This is a genomic window from Muriicola sp. (genome assembly GCF_041567615.1).
Lineage (GTDB): Bacteria > Bacteroidota > Bacteroidia > Flavobacteriales > Flavobacteriaceae > Muriicola.
Map to the genome: position 1 here is coordinate 1 of NZ_JBFGBM010000008.1, position 17,832 is coordinate 17,832.

General features: G+C 50.4%; 11 protein-coding genes and 1 riboswitch. Of the genes, 1 reads left to right on the forward strand and 10 read right to left on the reverse strand.

Annotation, left to right across the window (positions count from 1 at the left end; all coding sequences use genetic code 11):
- The 8 genes from cobA to metK all read right to left on the reverse strand — a co-directional run.
- Positions 1-769 (reverse strand): uroporphyrinogen-III C-methyltransferase (gene cobA / locus ABYP73_RS01160; RefSeq protein WP_372973217.1); only part of this gene is annotated, 769 nt, incomplete at its 3' end.
- Complete coding sequence (locus ABYP73_RS01165) at positions 747-2,837, reverse strand: HEPN domain-containing protein (RefSeq protein WP_372944849.1); 2,091 nt, start codon at positions 2,835-2,837, stop codon at positions 747-749. The genes cobA and ABYP73_RS01165, both read right to left, overlap by 23 nt.
- A gap of 54 nt (positions 2,838-2,891) precedes the next feature.
- Positions 2,892-3,515: a phosphoadenosine phosphosulfate reductase family protein gene (locus tag ABYP73_RS01170; RefSeq protein WP_372944848.1), complete on the reverse strand. Its 624-nt coding sequence runs from the start codon at positions 3,513-3,515 to the stop codon at positions 2,892-2,894.
- 188 nt (positions 3,516-3,703) lie between these two features.
- The gene (locus ABYP73_RS01175; RefSeq protein ID WP_372944847.1) at positions 3,704-4,117 is read right to left on the reverse strand and encodes an Rrf2 family transcriptional regulator; all 414 of its coding nucleotides are present in this window, start codon (positions 4,115-4,117) and stop codon (positions 3,704-3,706) included.
- Positions 4,118-4,151: 34 nt separating this feature from the next.
- Positions 4,152-5,333: a PLP-dependent aspartate aminotransferase family protein gene (locus ABYP73_RS01180; protein WP_372944846.1), complete on the reverse strand. Its 1,182-nt coding sequence runs from the start codon at positions 5,331-5,333 to the stop codon at positions 4,152-4,154.
- Between the two features lie 20 nt (positions 5,334-5,353).
- The gene (thrA, locus tag ABYP73_RS01185) at positions 5,354-8,803 is read right to left on the reverse strand and encodes a bifunctional aspartate kinase/homoserine dehydrogenase I (protein WP_372944845.1); all 3,450 of its coding nucleotides are present in this window, start codon (positions 8,801-8,803) and stop codon (positions 5,354-5,356) included.
- Positions 8,804-8,813: 10 nt separating this feature from the next.
- The gene (locus ABYP73_RS01190; RefSeq protein ID WP_372973218.1) at positions 8,814-10,106 is read right to left on the reverse strand and encodes an O-acetylhomoserine aminocarboxypropyltransferase/cysteine synthase family protein; all 1,293 of its coding nucleotides are present in this window, start codon (positions 10,104-10,106) and stop codon (positions 8,814-8,816) included.
- 124 nt (positions 10,107-10,230) lie between these two features.
- A riboswitch (SAM riboswitch) is annotated at positions 10,231-10,340 on the reverse strand.
- Positions 10,341-10,415: 75 nt separating this feature from the next.
- Positions 10,416-11,672 carry a methionine adenosyltransferase gene (metK, locus tag ABYP73_RS01195; protein WP_372973219.1) on the reverse strand — a complete coding sequence of 419 codons (1,257 nt, stop codon included), beginning with the start codon at positions 11,670-11,672 and terminating at the stop codon, positions 10,416-10,418.
- Positions 11,673-11,997: 325 nt separating this feature from the next.
- Here metK and ABYP73_RS01200 point away from each other — a divergent pair, with 325 nt between their 5' ends.
- Positions 11,998-12,612 carry a deoxynucleoside kinase gene (locus ABYP73_RS01200; protein WP_188369655.1) on the forward strand — a complete coding sequence of 205 codons (615 nt, stop codon included), beginning with the start codon at positions 11,998-12,000 and terminating at the stop codon, positions 12,610-12,612.
- A 72-nt stretch (positions 12,613-12,684) separates the two neighbouring features.
- Here the strand turns inward: ABYP73_RS01200 and ABYP73_RS01205 are convergent, their stop codons facing one another.
- Both ABYP73_RS01205 and ABYP73_RS01210 read right to left on the reverse strand, forming a co-directional pair.
- The gene (locus ABYP73_RS01205; RefSeq protein WP_372945698.1) at positions 12,685-15,093 is read right to left on the reverse strand and encodes a sodium-translocating pyrophosphatase; all 2,409 of its coding nucleotides are present in this window, start codon (positions 15,091-15,093) and stop codon (positions 12,685-12,687) included.
- A 116-nt stretch (positions 15,094-15,209) separates the two neighbouring features.
- Positions 15,210-17,702, reverse strand: coding sequence for a DUF5686 family protein (locus ABYP73_RS01210; protein ID WP_372973220.1), 2,493 nt, complete (start codon positions 17,700-17,702; stop codon positions 15,210-15,212).
- Positions 17,703-17,832: the final 130 nt, after the last annotated feature.

Sequence of the window (17,832 nt, forward strand, 5' to 3'; positions counted from 1 at the left end):
CCTTTAAAGCTGCCTCACGACGAACCCATTGCAGTTGACTCCTCGAACTGACCACTTCCCCTAACACGATGATGGCAGGGTTGCTCAGTTTATCCTTCTCAACGACTTCGAGGATGGTATTCACAGTTCCCACTCCTATCTTCTCGTTGTCCAAGGTCCCGTTCTGGATGATGGCTACGGGCAGGTTTGATTTTCCCTCCCTTTCGAATATCCGTACGATCTCAGGTAATTTTGACATGCCCATCAGGATCACCACCGTAGCCGATGAACGTGCAGCATGAGTTATATCTCGACAGAGTTCGTGCTCCCTGGTCGTACCTGTGATCACCCAAAAACTCTTGGAAACCCCTCGTTTTGTCACTGGGATATCAGCGGCCGACGGTACGGCTATACAGGAAGAAATCCCCGGTATCACCTCAACCTCAATTCCCTGTTTTGAAGCAAATTCAAGTTCTTCGCTTCCCCTGCCAAAAACAAAGGGATCTCCCCCTTTGAGCCTGACCACGTGCCCGTGGGAGTAGGCCCGACTGACCATCAGCTCATTGATCTGATCCTGCTGGAAGGCATAGCATCCCTTTCTCTTACCTACGAAGATATGCTCGGCATCCGGGGCATGGTCCAGTAAATCGGGATGAACCAGGGCATCGTAAAGCACCACATCCGCACTCTTCAGTGCGCTCATACCTTTGAGGGTTATAAGCTCCGGATCTCCGGGCCCGGCTCCTACCAGTGTAACTTTTGCGGGCTTATGCATGACGGAGTTCTTCATTTCTGTACTCTTTGGCCTTGTTCAGGAATTCACCTGCATCTACCCAATAATCATGAGCAAAATGTGCTCCGGGAGATTCCCTGTTTATCTTAAGCACGAATTCCTCAAAGGGTTGGGACCAACTGATCTTACCGGATTGTATAAAGGCAGAGTCAAAGTCCCGGATTATGTTGATATGCGTATTGGTGTTCACATCTTCAGCAGTGAGCAGGGCTTTGGCTGTATTGACCAATGCACTGTAGGAGTGATAGATGCTCGCAGCCCATTTTCCTTCGTCAAGGGCGATTCTTGCCTGTTCCAGCTTCTCTTCGCTTTCGAGAAATAGGGTAGAAACCAGGTCGATGATCACCCCGGCACACTCCCCGATCCCGATGGCCTTTTCGTATCGCTCGGTAGTTCCCCAATCCACGAAATCACTATCCTCGAGATTATCGGTATCCAGCAGAGGTTTCAGAAGATCGTAAAAGTACTTTTGTCCTTTTTCGGCATAATACAAATGATACGGTCTGTCCTGTCCGTTCTCCAGGTAATCATCCAGGACCAGCCTCAGGGCCTGCGGGCCCCTCTTGCTTGGAACCTTACACACCTTGTCTGCAAAGACCCCGTGTCCGTTACCCAGATTTCCACCGCCCAGCAATACCTGCAGGGCCGGCGCAACCCTTTTGTCCGAGGTCCGGATGGACATGCCCTGAAAACCTATATGGGCCATGCTGTGCTGCCCGCAGGCGTTCATACATCCGCTGATCTTGATGACGACATCCGCGTTATTTACGAAATCCGGATACTCATTCCTTATGACACGCTCCAGCTCTGAGGCAATGCCGGTACTGCTGGCGATCCCCAGGTTACAAGTGTCTGTTCCCGGACAGGCCGTGATATCAGCGGCAGCGTTGTATCCGGGTTCACCCAGTCCCAAATGTTCCAGCTCCCTGTAAAAGAAAGGCAGTGAACTTTCAGGTACGTGGGGGATCAGGATATTCTGCCTGAGGGTAAGCCTGAATTCGCCCCGGGCGTAGGTACCTGCCAGTTTAGCAAGTGACCTGGCCTGGTGCGTATAGAAATCACCCAGAAAAACTTTGATGCCTACAGCGACCAGACCTTCCTGTTTTTGCCTGATCACATTGGTCCTTTTCCAATTCTCGAATTGTAAAGGATCGCTCAGTGTGATCTCCGGTACCCTTTTTGGGGAGAGAAGATCGGGAGTCCTGTCTGCGACATCGATGGGGAAGGATGTAAAAGGGACTGCTCCTGTCTCTTGTTCGAGGAGTTCCCTGAATGCATCCAGCCCCAGATCCTTCAAGAGAAATTTCATCCTGGCCCTGCCCCTGACCTTGCGCTCTCCGTGCCGGTCGAATACCCTGAGGACAGCCTCCATCAATGGGATGATCCTGTCTGTCTCGAGAAACTCGTAGAGCACGTCGGCCTGTCTGGGCTGTGATCCGAGTCCACCCCCTATCATGACCTTAAATCCATCAATCCCCGAAGACCGCTTTGCTATGAAGCCAAGATCGTGCATATAGGAAAGACCGGTATCCCTCTCGGAAGAAGAGAAGGATACCTTGAATTTCCGACCTAATTCCTGACCGACGGGGTTCCTGAGAAAATACTCAAAAAGTGCCTGCGCATAGGGAGAGACATCGAAGGGTTCCTCCGGGTCTATCCCAGCCAGTTCACTGGCTGTAACGTTACGCACTGTATTCCCGCATGCTTCCCGCAAGGTCACCTGATCTTTTTCCAATTCGGCCCAGAGTTCCGGCGTCCTTTCCAGGTCCACATAATGGATCTGTATATCCTGGCGTGTGGTAATATGCAGCCTGCCGGTGGAGTATTCATCAGCCACGTCAGAAATTCTGAGCAACTGGGCAGCGCTCAATTTTCCATAGGGGATCTTGATCCTCACCATCTGAACCCCTGGTTGACGCTGACCGTAGACGCCCCTCGCCAACCGAAGGCTCCTGAATTTCTCTTCATGGATCTCGCCTTCCTTGAAGGCCCTGATCCTGGCTTCCAGTTCAAGGATGTCCTTCTCTACGACGGGATTCTCTATTTCCGTCCTAAAACTCTTCATATCCTATGTCTTGTGAGTTATGGGTAATTCGCCCTGATACCTGCAGGATCCTACTTACAGGTGTAAACCGCATTCGCGGTGTTGTAACACCTTGGTGGGATCGTAGTAATCGCGTTCATTGGTAAGGTGATACTGCTTGAGGTAGGCCGTCAATTGCGTATCGCTAAAATGGTAGAACGGACTTATTTTGAGGATACCATCTCTGCTCAGACTCAGGATATCCAGGGTATCCCGGTAAGCGGTCTGTCCTTTCCTAATGTTGGTAAACCACACATCGGGTTGATGGTCCTCCATGGCCCGTTTAAAGGGTTCCAGTTTCACCTGCCAGGTGAACTCCTTGTGCCTGGGATCATCTATATCCGGTATACCCATGATCACATCTCTACGCGCCCTGGTCTGCCTGGGAACATAGATCCGCATGTTGAGTTCGAGGGAATTGATAACTTCCTCGGCGTGTTCGTAGGTGGCCCGGGTATTGTACCCAGTATCACACCAGATCACAGGAACATCACGCTTGATCGAAGTGACCGCATGGAGAATGGAGGAAGAAAAAGGGCCAAAATTCGTGGTTACAACAGGCCTTCTCGCATAGTCCAGTGCCCAGCCAATGATCTCTTCGGTCGGTATTCCCCTGAACTGTGCGTTGAGGTGTTGAAGGTGGTGTTCGGTAAATTTCATAGTCCCTGATCTATAATATTATAATTCCTATCGTTTTAGTGGTATTTTTCAAAAATAAAATTTAATTCCTAACCACAACGGAATTTTCTAAAATTTAATCTAATTATCCTATAGATTTAGTAGATATATAAATTATCCAGCATATTTTAGAAGATTGTTTAAAAAAGGGTACTGAAAATTGTGAATAATTACTCGGTCAAAAGATCGGCCAGGAAGGTATTGCGATAGACTTCCAGGTTGCTGTCCCGGACTTTTAGCATCAGCCTGTGTACAGAACAGGATGGTTCATCGGGGCAGTCATCGCATTTCTCATAAAAATTCAGGCTGACGCATGAAACCATTGCGATAGGCCCTTCCAGAACCCTCATCACCGTGGTCATAGGAATTTCCGAAGGGTCCTTGATCAGGTAATACCCCCCTCCCTTTCCTTTTTTGGATCCCAGGAAACCAGTGGATCGCAGGCTGAGCAAAATATTCTCCAGAAACTTCTGGGAGATATTCTCGTGTTTTGCGATCTCTGCAATAGCAATCGGTTCTTTGGTATTTTGCCTGGCGAGATAGGTCAGGGCCTTTAAACCGTACTTGGTCTTCTTGGAAAGCATAGTGCTAAGATAGGGAAAAGCAACTAACGCTCCCTCAGTTTATCCTATCCAGCGACTGGGCAATATCGGCAATAACATCATCTACGTGTTCCAGCCCCACAGAGATACGAACCATTCCCGGACTTATCCCGCTCTCCTGCCGCTCCTCTTCGGTCAGTTTACTGTGGGTAGTAGATGCCGGATGTGTTACTATACTCCTGGAGTCGCCAAGGTTGGCGGAAAGTGACAGCATTTTAATACCGTCGAAAAAGGAACGTCCTGCTTCCAGTCCTCCCTTTACTTCAAAGGCCACCACACTGCCTCCAGCCTTCATCTGTTTCCTGGCAAGGTCGTACTGCGGATGGGAGGGAAGAAAGGGATACTTCACCCAATTCACTTTCTTGTGTCCTTCCAGGAAACGCGCCACAGCCAGGGCGTTACTGCAGTGTCTCTCTACCCTAACAGCAAGGGTTTCCAGACTTTTGGAAAGGATCCAGGCATTAAAGGGGGACAAGGCCGGGCCCGTGACACGTGAAAATCGGTAGATCCTGTCTACCAGATCTGCCCTGCCGACGGTAATACCAGCCAGGACACGCCCCTGCCCGTCCATCAGTTTTGTACCGGAATGAATGACCAGGTCGGCCCCCAAACTGATAGGCTGTTGCAAATAAGGGGAGGCGAAACAATTGTCAACAACAAAGATGAGTCCGTGTTTTTTTGCAATCTTTCCCAGTCTCTCCAAATCTACCAGGTCCACTCCCGGATTCGTGGGAGACTCTGCATAGAGGATCCTGGTCTTGGAGGTGATCAGCGATTCGACCCCATCCAGCTCATCGATCCTGAAATAGGAATGGGTGATCTGCCATCTGGGAAAAAATTGCGTAAACAGGGTATGGGTGGATCCGAAGATGTTTCGGGCAGAGAGGACGTGATCTCCACTGTCGAGCAAGGCGGCAAAGGTGGAGAAAACGGCAGCCATACCGGAGGCAAAGGCAAATCCAGCCTCGGCACCTTCCATCCTGCAGACCTTTTCTATGAATTCCGTACTGTTGGGGTTGGCATAGCGGGAGTAGATATTCCTGTCCTTTTCCTCTGCGAAGGACGCCCTCATATCCTCGGCATCCTCAAACACGAAACTGGAGGTGAGGTAGACCGGGCTCGAATGTTCCAGGAACTGGGTACGATCGATCTGCGTCCTTATGGCCTCAGTCTCGAATTCTTTCTTCTTTTTTTTCATACTACCAAGTTAGGCAAACCTCAGCTCTTTTCTGCGATCCTCAATATATCACCAAAGACACCCCTGGCAGTCACTGCTGCACCGGCCCCGGCACCCTGGATTACGATAGGGTGCTCCCCGTAGGAATCGGTATAGATCTCGATGATGGAATCGGATCCCTTTACCTGGCCCAGGCTGCTGTCCCTGTCAACGGCGACAAGCTGTACCTCCAGTATGCCCTTGTCACGTTGCAGGTCTCCATGAAGGTCCCCGACATACCGCAGGACCTTGTCCGGGGTCAGGTCTTTTTTTCGTTCTTCCATCAAAGGATCGAGCTCCGGGATCCGCTCCATAAATTCCTCCCGTGTAAGATGACCCATGTATTCCGGAATCAGGTTCTCAATCTGCACATCGGAGATCTCATTTTGCAATTCGAGCTCCCTTGCAAGGATAAGCAACTTTCGTCCCACATCCATACCCGACAGGTCTTCCCTGGGATCAGGTTCTGTATAACCCCGGTCGACGGCATCCCGCAACACCTCAGAGAACTGATGATCACCCTCAGAGAAGGTATTGAAGATAAAACTGAGGGAACCGGAAAAGATCCCCCGGATCCGGGTGATGTTTTCCCCGGAAAGGTGGAGGAGCTTGAGGGTATCGATCAGGGGAAGACCCGCGCCCACATTGGTCTCGTAGAGGTACTGTTTTTGGAATCGATGCAGCTCCTCCCTGAGCAGATGATAGTAATCATACCCGAGGGTATTGGCGATCTTATTGGACGAAACCAGGTCGAACCCGTTTTCTATAAAATCAAAATATTGGGCCACGAAGTCCTCACTGGCCGTATTGTCTACCGCAATGAGGTTTTCCAAATGGTGTTCCCTGGCAAAATCAAAGACATCTTTGAGGGTGTAGGACTTTCCCCTCTCTTCCATAGCCTTTCTCCAGCCCTTGCCAATGCCTCCCTTGTCCAGCAATAGCTTCCTGGAATTCCCGAGGGCGAACACCCGGAGCTGTATCCCTTTTCGCCTGGTTATGGAAGCACTGGCCCCGATCACCTGGTCGAGCAGGGCAGCACCTACATTCCCGTGCCCGAAAATAGCCAGGTTGATGTGTTTACTGATCCCGAAGATCTGACCGTGCATCACATTGAGTGCCTTGTGCAGATCCTGTTTCCTGACCACAAGGCTGATATTCTTGCCTGTAACGGTGTTGTTGAACAGGAGCGGGATGATCTGGTTCTTGATCAGGGCGTTGAAAGGCTTGTGGAAAGTGCTAAGGTCCTGGCCTATGATGGAGATCACCGAAACGTCCTTTACGATCGTAATGGTATTGATGTCTCTCGACTCAAAGTCGGACTCAAACTCCTCTTCCAGGGCACGGCGAGCTGTCTCGGCCTTCTCGGCCCCTACAAGCAGACCTATACCGCGCTCGGAGGAGCCCTGTGAAATGATACTCACACTGATGTTGTGCCGGCTCAGGGCCCTGAAGATCCTCGCATCGACCCCTACTTTGCCAAGAAGTCCTCTGCCTTCCAGGTTGACCAGGGCCTCATTATCCAGCACGGAGAGCGAACGGATCCCTTCCCCGCTGGATTTTGCACTGATCAAAGTCCCCTCGTTTTCCGGATTAAAGGTATTGAGGATACGCAGGGGTATGTTCTTTTCCAGCAAGGGGATGATCGTCTTGGCGTGAAGGATGGTAGCCCCAAAATTGGCCAGTTCATTGGCCTCTTCATAGGAAAGCCTGTCTATCCGTTTCGCATCGGGCACCCAGCCTGGATCTGCCGTGTAGATCCCGTCTACGTGGGTGTAATTCTGCAATTCTTCCGCATCCAGAAAATTGGCGAGCAGGGCTGCCGTATAATTGCTGCCATTCCTGCCAAGGGTAGTAGTTTCTCCTTCCAGGGTAGCTCCGATGAAACCCGGGATAACCGGGGTTATGCCGCGCTCCAGCCTGGCAAAGAGATCGAGTAACCGATCTCTGGATATATCTTCCAAAACGGTGGCATCCCCAAATTCATCATTGGTCACAAAAACCTTTCGGGAGTCCACCCAGCTGGCTTTGATCCCTTTACCGATCAGGAGCTTCGTAATGAGTTTGGTCGAAATGAGTTCCCCTATGGCCAGCACCTGGTCACGGATCCTGGGACTGTAATCCCCTAAAAGTGAAACGCCTTCCAGCAGTTGAACGAGTTCCCTGAACTGCTCCGAAAGATCTACATTCTTAAAGCTGTGCCTCTGATAGGCTTCAAAGGCTTCAAATTCCTTTTTGTAGTCTTTTCTTCCTGCGGCGAGTTCAAGGATATTCAGCAACTGATCGGTCGCCGTTTCCCTCGCTGAGACTACCACCGCGATCTTTTCTCCTTCTTTGACTTTTGAGACCACGATGTTCAGGACCCTTTCGATCCCTTCTCCGTTGGCCAGGGATCTGCCCCCGAATTTAAGGACCTTAAACCGCCGATGGGCCTGTTCGAGATCAAAGATCGGTTCCAATAGATGGGCCATTTGTTCGTATTCCATGAGAAAAGCGTCATGGCCATGAAGAGACTTGATCTCTCCGTACGTTACATTGCTCCTGGCCTGGGCGATCTGTTTAAAGGTGTCCTTATTCTCGCTGGCAGAAAAGAAAAGGTCTGAATCCACTCCGATGATATGGATATGTGTATCACTCTGTTGAAGCCTCCTGAACGCCTCTTCCCCTCCCCTTGTGATGTCTATGGTCTTCAAAAGCTGATTGGTGAGTTTGTAGGCAGACAACTGGAATCTTTCCTGTAGTTTCCGGCCGTGATGGATGAGCCAGCTCTCCACGTTGAACAGTTTCAATTCCTCATTGGTGCTTCTCTGGAACCGCGCCTTGAAAGATTCCGGGGTCCGGTAGCAGAGCATGGCGTGCATACGCGCATCGTGAACCGGGTTCTTGGAATTCACCAGGAACTGTTCCTGTATCTGACAGTTGGCGATGAGCCAGTCTGTAGATTTCCAGTCCGAAGCCACCGGGATGAGATGGGTGGTGATCTCCGGGTTAAGGGCGGCCATCTCCCAGGCGATCCCTCCGCCCAGGGAACCCCCAATGATGGCGTAGAGTTTTTGTATCCCCAACTTATCCAATCCCAGCAGGAAGATCCTGGCGATATCCACCGCGACAAAATCCCGGTAATTCTCGATCAGGAACCCGTCATAGCCGTTCCCTGGGATGTTAAAGGAGAGGACCGTATACCTTGTTGTATCGATGCACTTCCCTTTTCCGACCAGATCCCTCCACCACCCGTCCGGGCCGGCCACATTGGAATTGCCCGTGAGGGCATGGTTGACCAGGACCACCGGAGCCGTATGCAGGGGCTTGCCAAAGACCTGGTAAGACAAAAGGATATCCTGGGATTTGCCACTGAGGGTGGTGAATCCCGGGATATTCAATTGTTCAAGACCCGGCACAGCCTTTAATTCAGCGCCGGGTTCCAGTACTTTGTCCTTTTCTTTTTTTTCGGCCATAAGATCTTTTTTATGCCAAAACCGACGTGTCTATGGCGGCAAAGGCCTGTTCAAGGTCTGCCGTAAGGTCTTTCAGGTCTTCCAGTCCGACAGACAACCTGATCAGGTCCTTAGACACGCCGGTGGTAAGCTGTGCGTTGTCATCCAGTTGCTGATGGGTAGTGCTCGCCGGGTGGATGATGAGGGATTTGGTATCCCCGATGTTGGCCAGAAGAGAAAACACCTTGGTTTCATCCACTACTTTTTTGGCTGATTCGTACCCGCCTTTAACCCCGAAAGTCAGGATCCCGCTCTGACCTTTGGGCAGGTAAGCCTGGGCCAGCGGGTAATATTGACTGCTCTTTAGCCCGGGATAATTCACCCAGCTAACTTCCTTTCGGGATGCTAACCAATCGGCCAGGGCCAGGGCATTTTCACTGTGTTTTTTAATTCTGACCTCCAGAGTTTCGAGCCCTTGCAGGATCTGGAAGGCGTTGAACGGACTCAGGCAGGCACCGTGATCCCTGAGGCCTTCTATCCGTACCTTGGCGATAAATGCAGCCGGACCGAGTGCCTCGTGGTATACCAGTCCGTGGTATCCGGGAGAGGGTTCCGTGAATTCCGGAAACTTGCCATTAGCCCAGTCGAATGTTCCTGCGTCGATGATGGCTCCTCCCAGGGCAGTCCCGTTCCCGTTGATATATTTCGTCAGGGAATGGATCACGATATTGGCCCCGTGTTCAATGGGGTTCAGCAGGGCCGGGGTGGCCACCGTATTATCGACGATAAACGGGACCTTGGCCTTTTTGGCTTCGCTGGAAATGGCCTTCAGGTCGAGCACGTCCAATTTGGGATTTCCCAGGGATTCCACGAAGATCGCCCGGGTATTCTCCTGTACCGCCCTGCCGAAATTCTCAGGGTCTGAGGGATCTACAAAGCTCGTGGTGATACCCAGCCGTGGCAGGGTCACACTCAACAGGTTGTAGGTGCCTCCGTAGAGGCTGTTTGAGGCGACGATGTGATCTCCGGCCTTCAGGAGCACTAGCAGGGTAGTGTTGATGGCGGCCGTCCCCGAGGCAGTTACCACAGAAGCAATGCCTCCTTCCAGGGAAGCGAGGCGCTGCTCAAGGATATCATTCGTCGGGTTGTTGATCCGGGTATAGATGTTCCCGAATTCGGCCAGGGAGAATAAATTGGCTGCGTGGTCCGAATCGTCAAACACATAGGCAGTGCTTTGGTAGATCGGAATGGCACGGGTACCCCCGTGTAACTTCGTGTCGTGACCGGCGTGTAACGCCCGGGTCGAAAATTTCTGATCGCTCATGATTTTAGTTTTTTTATTTGTTGAACATGAAATAAAAAAGCCAAACCACACATCTGCTCAACAAAGCAGACGTACAAATCAAAAAAGTTATAAAGAAAGAGATATTACCAGGGGTAATGGATCTGTGTTATCTGCCCCGTTCGACGGGATAGAATGTAGCACCTTCTTTGCATGTAAAACAAAGGGTTGCTAAGGCTTCTAAGGGTCTAGTCCCTCCACCTTTCTCGATAACTATTCAATAAGAGTTTGAACTTTGAATGGTCAAATATAGGAATGGATTTTTATAAAATCCTAATTATCCTACTACTTTTATATGTTAAATGCTTCCCGCACAACGTCCAACATATCGAGTTTCTCCCAGGTAAACAATTCGACTTCCCTCTTGATCCGCCCGTTATACGGGGACTCAAAGACCTTAGTCACTATCCTGGGTTCCTTTCCCATATGGCCATAAGCGGCGGTTTCCAAATAGATCGGATTCCTCAGCTTCAGTCGCTCCTCAATGGCAAAAGGTCTGAAATCGAACAGGTCTGAGACGATCTTTGCGATCTCCCCGTCTGTCATATCTACCTTGGCCGTGCCATAGGTATCCACAAATACCGAGGTAGGCTGCACCACGCCGATGGCATAGCTGATCTGTACAAGAATCTCATCGGCCACTCCTGCTGCGACCAGGTTTTTGGCGGCATGCCGGGCCGCATAAGCCGCGCTGCGGTCTACCTTACTCGGGTCCTTTCCACTGAAGGCACCTCCGCCGTGAGCCCCTTTACCCCCATAGGTATCCACTACGATCTTCCTCCCGGTAAGACCCGTATCCCCGTGAGGGCCACCGATTACAAACTTCCCCGTGGGGTTGATAAAGTATTTGATATCATCGGTGAACAGAGCCTGCAGATGTTCTGGCAATCTATTTTTTACCCTGGGTATAAGGATCTCCAGGAGATGCTTTTTGATGGTCCTTAGCATTTTCATGTCGTCCTCATCAAACGGGTCGTGCTGGGTAGAGATCACAATGGTATCTATTCGGAGGGGCACATTGTCATCGGAATATTCGATGGTGACCTGGGCCTTGGCATCGGGCCTCAGATAGGTAATTTCATCATTTTCCCTCCTCAAAGCCGCCAGCTCCTGGAGGATCTTATGGGAGATATCCAGGGCCAGGGGCATATAGTTTTCTGTCTCTCGCGTGGCATAGCCGAACATCATTCCCTGGTCTCCGGCTCCCTGCTCTTCCTTGGCTCCGCGGTCGACCCCCTGGTTGATGTCCTTAGACTGTTCGTGGATCAGGGAGATGATCCCACAGGAATCCCCGCTGAACTGATAGGCGCCTTTGGTATACCCGATCTGGTTGATCACTTCACGGGTGATCTGTTGCAAGTCTACATAAGTGTGGCTTTTCACCTCCCCGGCCAGGACCACCTGACCCGTGGTAACCAGGGTCTCGCAGGCCACCTTGCTCTCGGGGTCAAAGGCGAGGAAATTATCGAGCAGGGCATCACTGATCTGGTCTGCGATCTTGTCGGGATGGCCTTCACTGACAGATTCTGAGGTAAACAAATAGGGCATAACCTTAATCTTCTTAAGTGAGATACGGATTCAAGTGATGCTGTAAGGAGTTTGAGATGCGGGGTTCCGCCGGAAACTGCTTTAGCATTTTTTCAGAGGTTGCAATCAGTCAAATCCGTCCTCTTTTATCGGCCTCAAAAGTAGGGTAAATATCCATCTTCACAAAATTTGAACCCTACTTTTAACCCTTCCTTTTACTTCGATTTTTTTTCCCTGGAACACAAAATCGAAATCCGGGGATTAGACCGAAAAGATTTTCCAAGAAGCGGATATACTTTGTATATTGCTGTCCTTTCAAAGATCAAAAGCCTAATACAAGGATCCTATGCACATTGCCGTTGCCGGAAACATCGGTGCAGGAAAAACAACCCTGACCGAACTGCTCGCCAAACACTATAAATGGGAGGCCCATTTCGAGGATGTCGTCGACAATCCTTATCTGGACGACTTCTATACCCAAATGGAGAGGTGGAGCTTTAACCTGCAGATCTATTTCCTCAACAGCAGGTACCGGCAGATTCTCAAGATCAGGGAAAGCGGTAAAAATGTGATCCAGGACCGCACCATATACGAAGATGCGCATATCTTCGCGCCGAACCTGCACGCCATGGGCCTTATGACCAACAGGGATTTTACCAATTACACCAGCCTGTTCGAACTCATGGAGAGCCTGGTTCAACCCCCGGACCTGCTGATCTACCTCAGGAGCTCCATTCCCAACCTCGTGAACCAGATCCACAAAAGAGGTCGGGAATACGAAAACAGCATCTCGATCGATTACCTGAGCCGTTTGAATGAACGATATGAAGCCTGGGTACACGGATATGAAAAAGGCAACCTCCTGATCGTGGATGTGGATAGGCTCGACTTTGTCGATAACCCCGAACACCTCGGAGAAGTGATCAACCGGATCGATGCGGAGATCCACGGTCTTTTTTAGATCCCCTCCCACCCTGTAAAAAAAGAAAGCCCCTGAATGATCAGGGGCTTTATTATTGGCTGAGAAAACTGTTTAATTCTCCTGGACTTCTTTTTCAATCACTTTTTTAATGCGAACCTCTGTCCCGGTTTTCATATCATTCAGGGCTTCGATCTTAGCCTTCACCTCTTCCATGGATCCTGAGAAAACCTGCTCATCTAGGATCTCTTTACCGTTTTCAGTGGTAGTGGTCACGACGGTGGCAGTTACGGTACCATCCTCATTCTTTTGCATATTTACTTTCACCTCCTTTTGCATGGACTGCTCCATAGCGACTCCCGACATCTTTTCTACGTTATAGGCAGTTACCTCATCGGCTGAAAGCGCAATACTCGGGGCGATCACCAGGGCCACTACAGACATGAGCTTAAGGAGTATGTTCAGGGAAGGACCTGACGTATCCTTGAACGGATCACCAACGGTATCTCCTACTACAGCTGCTTTGTGCGCATCCGTACCTTTACGTCCGTCTGCCTCGATCATTTTTTTGGCGTTGTCCCAGGCACCTCCGGCGTTCGACTGGAAGATGGCCATAAGTACCCCTGCCGTGGTCACCCCAGCGAGGAGTCCACCCAGCATTTCTGCCCCACCGATAAAGCCTACGGCAACCGGTACGGCAATAGCCAGAAGTCCGGGCAATACCATTTCCTTGATGGAAGCCTGGGTAGAGATGGCCACGCACTTTTCGTATTCAGCCACTCCGTTCGCCTCGTCAAAGATCTTTCTGTCCTCAGCAGAAGCTTTGGACATGTCGGAATCGTACTTCACCATCACCTTTAAAGCTGCGGAAAGTTGAGGGATATCCCTGAACTGTCTCCTCACTTCTTCGATCATGGCCATGGCGGCACGTCCTACGGCATTCATGGAAAGTGCCGAGAATACAAAGGGCAGCATACCACCGACCAACAAGCCTGCCATGATATCAGGACGGCTTACGTCAATGGCAGTTACATTGGCCACTTTCATAAAGGCAGAGAAGAGAGCCAGGGCCGTCAATGCCGCAGAGGCAATGGCAAATCCTTTACCGATGGCTGCAGTGGTGTTTCCTACCGCATCGAGCTTATCTGTACGCTCACGCACCTCTTTTGGCAGTTCAGCCATTTCAGCGATACCCCCGGCATTGTCAGAGATCGGTCCATAGGCATCGACAGCCAGCTGGATCCCGGTGTTGGCCAGCATTCCAACGGCTGCGATCGCGATTCCGTAAAGACCGGCAAAATAATGGGATACCAGAATAGCGCCTGCGATCAGGATGATAGGCACAGCCGTAGACATCATCCCTACGCCGAGACCGGCAATGATATTGGTCGCGGCGCCAGTTTCAGACTGACGAACGATCCCGTTAACGGGCTTAGTACCTGTTCCTGTATAATATTCGGTGATCTTACCTACACCCAGGCCAGCCAAAAGACCGGCGATTGTGGCCCAGAATACCCCCATTGCACCAAATGGCAATCCGGTTACGGTATCCGGGATCATGGCATTGATCACGAAGTAAGAAGCGATGATCATAAGAAAGGCTGATCCGAATTCCCCAATGTTCAGTGCGGTCTGTGGATTTCCCCCTTCTTTTACCTTAACGAAGAAGGTCCCTAAAATAGACATCACAATACCCAGGGCAGCGAGAACCAGTGGAAGATATACAGCCCCAAGTCCCCCAAAATCAGGAGTGAAGATGTAGGCACCCAGCACCATGGTTCCGATAATAGAGCCTACATAGGACTCAAAGAGGTCGGCTCCCATACCCGCAACATCACCTACGTTATCCCCCACGTTGTCAGCAATAGTAGCCGGGTTAAGCGGGTGGTCTTCCGGGATACCTGCTTCTACCTTCCCTACCAGGTCGGCTCCCACGTCGGCAGCCTTGGTATAGATACCTCCCCCTACACGGGCGAAGAGGGCAATGGAAGATGCCCCCAGGGAAAAGCCGGAAAGCACATTGAGCACCATGCTCAGGTTTTCGGCCTCAGGCCAAATATTCTGATAGATCATAAACAGGCCACTGAGCCCGAGAACCCCTAAACCTACAACCCCGAGGCCCATCACAGAACCTCCGGCGAAGGCCACTTCAAGGGCCTTTCCAAGGGAAGTCCTGGCCGCCTGAGTAGTGCGTACATTGGCTTTTGTGGCCACTCTCATCCCGATGAATCCGGCAAGGGCAGAACAGATGGCTCCTACGATGAAAGAAAGGGCCACCATACCATTTGATCCTGCTTCGTTTTCTCCTTTGAAGTACAGGAGTACGGCCACAGCCACGACGAAAATGGAGAGTATTTTGTACTCTGCTTTGAGGAAAGACATGGCACCATCAGCAATGTTTTTTGCGATCCTCGCCATATTGGGATCACCAACTTCCTGTTTGGACACCCAAATGTTTTTGAATAAGACGAACAGCAAGGCGAGCACACCAAATGCCGGTAAAAGGGTTACGATCAATTCCATTTTGATTTGTTATTTATCTGTTAAAACGGCTGCAAAAGTAGTGAAACGGTTTAGAATATAAAAGCAATAATTTCCCCTGGAGCGACATGTATTTAGCTAATTGGGAAACGGAATTGTCAGAAGTGAAATCCAAAAGTCCCTGTAACGCTGAAGGGCCTCGCGTCCGGATTTTCGAGATAATTCCCCCTGAAGTTGAAATCGAGCCTGAAGATCTTGAAGATATTCCCCACCCCCAGGGAGTATTCCCAGTAGATCTTGTCGGAGGGGGCAATCAGGGGGATATTGGCAGGACTGTTCAGGGCGATATTCTCATCGGAAAGTTGCCCCCAGGCTCCCCTCAGGCCCACGATCTCCCGCAGGTTCCAGTCGCGTAATAAAGGGATACGGGAGAACAGCCTGCCGTTAAAATTGTGTTCCAGGTAGAGGGCCACGTAGGTATCCGTCACGAATTCGTAAAAATCGAGATTAGGGAAGGTATTGTACAGGGTGAAAAGCGTCTGGTTTCCCGGGATCACATTGAGCAGGCTAAGGGGGACGGTTCCGACCGTTTTCCCGATCTCCACGGTACTGAGGAGTCTGCCAAAGCCACCGATCTGCCAGGGCTGGGTATAGGAAAACTGGTATTTGGTATAGTTGAAATCACTTTCGAGAAAACCTTCCAGGCCTCTGGTATAATTAAAGAAAAGAGTGGGGTATTCCTCATTGACGTTCCGCCTCTCCACCCCGTAACCTATGGTCCGCTTTCCCGGGGTATAAATCAGCGTGGTAGTGAGATCGAACTGTTTTACCTCTGAGGAAACACCCGTGGGTGAGTCCGGGTCGATATAATCCAGGTTAAATGCCTCAGGCAGGGCCGAGCTCAGGGTTCGGAATGAACTGCCAAACCGGACCCTGAAATTCGTCAGGGGTTCAGCCTCCAGGTTTAAAGTACTCAGGTTGATGTTGGATAGGCGGTTGTTGTTTCCCACCGTCAGTACGGCGGAGGATGCTACGCTTCTCCCCATGACATCGTTCGTGGCCGTAAGACTCAGGCCGAGTTGTTCGATGTCCCGGCGGTTGCCCCCTGAGATGATCAGCCTGCTTTGCCTGTCGAGCAGGAACTTGGCCGAGAAACCGTGTTTGAATTTGCGATCTGAAAACCCGTAAGCCATATATCCTTCCAGCCGCCAGGGGTCATTTTGCCCGAAGAAAGTTCGCGCCCCTCCTCGGAGCCGTATCCCTTCGGCGTCATTAAAGCCAAAGGTGCTGTAGATATCGCCTATGTCTATATTCCATTTGTCGATCTCCACATAGCCGGATCCCAAAATACTGACGATATTGTAATAGGTATTGAATTTGGGAACCGTCTTCAGGGTATCCAGCAGGCTGTAGATCCCGCTTTCGTCCTTGTTGAGGGATTCGAGCCTGTGGCGGTTCCAAAAGGTACTGTCCCGTTCAAAGACCTTTGGATCGTAGGGATCTGTGGCTGTTCTGTAAAAGGAATCGGGTCTGGGGTCATCGAATTTGTAATGATCGTAGACCGTGGTCCTTTTACCATAGATCCCTTTGGAACTCTCCTTTTTATTAAGGGCAAAATCAGAAAGCATATAATCCCTCTTCAGGAGGAAGACAGAATCGTTGACCACCTCGAATTCCTGTTCGATATAGATCTCCTTGACCCAGTTGATGTTGGCACTTTTAGTGACCTCCAGGTTGATCTTCTTCAGGGCAAAGGTGGAATCATTCACCCAGAAATCCCCTTTGAAGGTGAGCTCGTTCTTCCTCCTCGGGTAGTAGATGATCTGGTAACACCATTTATTGTCTATGAAGGCACTGTCAGAAAGGACATAGTTGTAAACATCCACGCCGGTACGGGAAAGGGGACTCGTAAAACTCTTGTCGAAGAACTTCAGGTAGTTGGCATAGACGTTGTAATCTGAATACAGGTCCTGCACAAAGGCAGTGATCGCCTGGTTGTTGCTGAACCCCGAATTCTTGTTCCCGAGCACGTCCTCCCTTTCCTTTTGTATAAGGTTGTTCCCGTAAACTTTGGAAAAGACCTCATTGAGAAAGATGGGCAGGTAGGTTTTCCCGGTGATCCTTGAGGTGTCCAGATCGGCAAAGATAAATTCCAGGCCCTTGAAAATGCGGCTTTTGATCAGGGCACTGTCTATGGTGTTGAGGTCGAATTCCACCTTTTCATATTTGTCGTATTCATACCGGTCGAACATGCGAAGCCCGTTGATCCTTTTCCTGCCCCAGATCTTTTTCAGGATATCGATGGCCGGGTTGTCCTTTTTGGACTGCTTGCCCGAGTAGACCACTACTTCATCCAACTGTTCTCCTTCCAGAAGCACGATAGACAGGTCATAGTTCACCGGGGAGGGCAGGGGCACTTCCAGGGTCTGGTATCCGATAAAGGAAACCAGGATGGAATTATAGCGCAAATCCGATTCCAGATAAAATCGCCCGTTGTCATTGGTAATCGTCCCCTTTGTGGAATTGGGAAAGACCACATTGGCAAAGGCGACAGGTTCACCGGATTCATCGATCACGATTCCGCTAACCTTGGTCTGTGCCCAACTGTGACCGGCTAAAAGGAAAAGGAGGAAGAGGTATAATATTCTCATAGTACAACACTGGGCAGTCTGATGGGAATTTGTTGGATCCGGTCGGGCGATCCCGGTCATCACATCCAAAACCCCTGAAAAATTACGTATAAAAAAACTTCGCCTGTTTTAGGAAGACGAAGTTTTGTCG